Source organism: Delftia sp. ZNC0008 (assembly GCF_000799035.1).
In the GTDB taxonomy this organism is placed as follows: Bacteria; Pseudomonadota; Gammaproteobacteria; order Burkholderiales; family Burkholderiaceae_C; genus Comamonas; species Comamonas tsuruhatensis.
Genome location: NZ_JTKZ01000854.1, coordinates 1 through 2,649, shown reverse-complemented (window position 1 = coordinate 2,649; position 2,649 = coordinate 1). Strand labels below are relative to the sequence as shown.

General features: G+C 70.0%; 3 protein-coding genes. All 3 read left to right on the top strand.

Annotation, left to right across the window (positions count from 1 at the left end):
* A partial coding sequence (locus tag L995_RS27470; RefSeq protein WP_047474521.1) for a DUF1214 domain-containing protein occupies positions 1 to 462 on the top strand: 462 nt, incomplete at its 5' end.
* Entirely contained in the window at positions 459 to 1,712 is a 1,254-nt protein-coding gene (locus L995_RS27465; protein ID WP_016450284.1) for an alkyl sulfatase dimerization domain-containing protein, read from the top strand. The genes L995_RS27470 and L995_RS27465, both read left to right, overlap by 4 nt.
* A gap of 51 nt (positions 1,713 to 1,763) precedes the next feature.
* On the top strand, positions 1,764 to 2,649 hold an 886-nt coding region (locus tag L995_RS27460; protein ID WP_047474520.1), incomplete at its 3' end, for a Bug family tripartite tricarboxylate transporter substrate binding protein.

Here is a 2,649-nt window from a genome sequence, read left to right as displayed (position 1 = left end):
TTCCAGGCCCGCGCCGAAATTGCGCTCAAGTACATCGGCATGCTGGAAAGCCACGAGGCCATCTACCCGCTGGCCTGGCATGACGCCCAGGGCCTGCCCCTGCACGGCAGCCGCCGCTACCGGCTTCGCTTTGCCCCAGGCGCGCTGCCACCCGTGCAGGCCTTCTGGTCCCTGACCCTCTACGGCGCCCACGACTGCATGCTGGTGGACAACCCCATCGACCGCTATGCCATCGGCGACCGCACGCCGGGCCTGCGCCCCGACGCTGATGGCGATGGCGATGGCGGGTTGACTATCCACATCAGCCACGAGCCGCCGGCCAGCGAAGACCAGCGCGCCAACTGGCTGCCCGCGCCGCGCGAAGGCTTCTACCTGTGCCTGCGCGCCTACATGCCCCAACCCGAACTGCTGGACGGCCGCTACGCCCTGCCCCCCATCGAACCAGACCCGGAAACCCCATGAACGCCAGAGACGACGACAAGCCCTTCTTGCTGGTGGGCACCGGCAGCGAAACCGTGGCGCCGGGCCTGCACATACTGCGCGGCCAGGGCCAGTCCTTCGTGGCCGAGACCGACGCGGGCCTGGTGGTGATCGACGCCGGCCCCGGCGGCAAGGTCAGCCAGGACATGATCGCCAGCCTGCGCCAGCTCAGTGATGCGCCCGTGCATGCGCTGTGCTACAGCCACGGCCACATCGGCTACAACGCGGGAGTGCCCGCCTGGCTGGAGCATGCGGCCGCGCGCGGAGAGCCCGTGCCGCGCCTGATCGCGCACCGCAACCTGCCGCGCCGCCAGGCACGCTACCGCGAGACCCGGGCGCTGCAGCACCGCATGGCCGAGATCCAGTTCAACCGCAGCGCGGGCTTTTTCGAGCACCGGCTGGACATGCACGAGCCCACCGAAACCTTCGACACGCGGCTGGAGATAGGCAGCGGGGACAGCCGCATCGAGCTGTTCTGGGCGCCGTCCGAGACCGACGACGCCATCGCGCTGTGGAGCCCCGGCCAGCGCGTGCTGTACGGCGGCGCGGCGCTGCTGGACTCCATCCCCAACATCGGCACGCCCTTTCGCACGCTGCGCGACACCGTGCGCTGGGCCGACACGCTGCAGGCCATGGCCGCGCTGCGCCCGCTCAAGGCCGTGCGCGAGTTCGGTCCCGTGATCGAGGGCGAGCAGGCCGTGCAGCAGGTGCTGCTGCACACCGCACAGGCGCTGCGCTGGCTGCGCGCCGAAGTCGTGCGCCTGATGAACGAGGGCCTGAACGAGCAGCAGGTGCTCGCGGCCATGGACTATCCGCAGGAACTGTTCGGCGTGGAGTGGATGAAGCCCACCTATGGCGACCCCAGCTACATCGTGCGCGACATCTACCGTTCGGAAAACGGCTGGTGGGACCGCAACCCGACCACGCTGCACCCGGCCCCGCCCGAGGCCGCAGGCGCCGCCATCGCCGATGCCATCACCGACAAGCCCGGCCTGGTGGCCAGCGCCCAGGCGCTGGCGGACGCGGGCCAGTGGCAGCTGGCCCTGCATGTGATCGACGTGCTGGCCACCGCGGCCGGCGACGCGCCCGAGATCGGCCAGGCCCGCAGCCTCAAGGCCGCCTGGCTGCGCGAGCGTGCGCGCGAGGTGGACAGCTATGTCTCGCGCAACCTCTACCGCGTGGGGGCCGACATGATCGAGCAGGGCCGGCAGGCGCGCCTGGGGCTGCGCTGACGGGGCCGCGCACAGGCAAGGCGACACACGGCGACACAAGGAGACAAGTGCATGAAGACGATGAAGAAGCACGGCATGGCCCTGGCACTGCTGCTGGCCATGGCCTGCACGGGCCACGCCCAGCCGGCGCAGGATGCCGGCAACTACCCCGCCCGCCCCGTCACGCTGATCGTGCCCACAGCCGCCGCCGGCGGCACGGACACCATCGCGCGGGTGTTTGCCGAAGGCCTGACCCGGCTGCTCAGGCAGCCCTTCGTGGTGGACAACCGGCCCGGCGCCAACGGCCTGGTCGGCGTGGAGCAGGCCGCGCGCAGTGCGCCGGACGGCTACCGGCTGCTGTTCACCTACACGGCGTCCATGGCCGTGAACCCCAGCCTCTACCGCAAGGTTCCGTATGACCCGATCAAGGACTTCGCACCCATTGCGCAGATAGGGCGCGCCGGCAATCTGCTGCTGGTCTCGCGCGATCTGCCCGTGCATTCGCTCAAGGAGTTCGTGGCCTATGCAAGCGCACGGCCCGGCCAGCTCAGCTACTGCTCCTGGGGCCAGGGCTCAGGCGGGCACCTGACCATGGAATTCCTGCTCAAGCAGGCCGGCCTGCAGATGCAGCATGTGCCCTACAAGGGCAGCAGCCCCTGCGTGCAGGGCCTGCTGGGCGGGCAGGTGCAGGCCGCGTTTGCGGACACCTCTTCCACCGTGGAGCTGGTGCGTGCGGGCCGCGTGCGCGCCATTGCGCACAGCGGCGACAAGCGCATTCCCAGCCAGCCGGACCTGCCCAGCCTGACCGAGGCGGGCTACCCGTTCCACAACTATTCCTGGTACGGCGTCTTCGCGCCCGCCAAAACGCCGCAGCCCATCGTGGACAAGCTCAACGCCGCCATCAACCAGTTGCTGCAGGACCCGGCCACGGCCAAAAAGCTGGGCGAGCTCAACGCGG

Bases quoted from the DNA above. Each gene is read 5' to 3' on its own strand.
- L995_RS27465 (WP_016450284.1), top strand. From the start codon at position 459: ATGAACGCCAGAGACGACGACAAGCCCTTCTTGCTGGTGGGCACCGGC.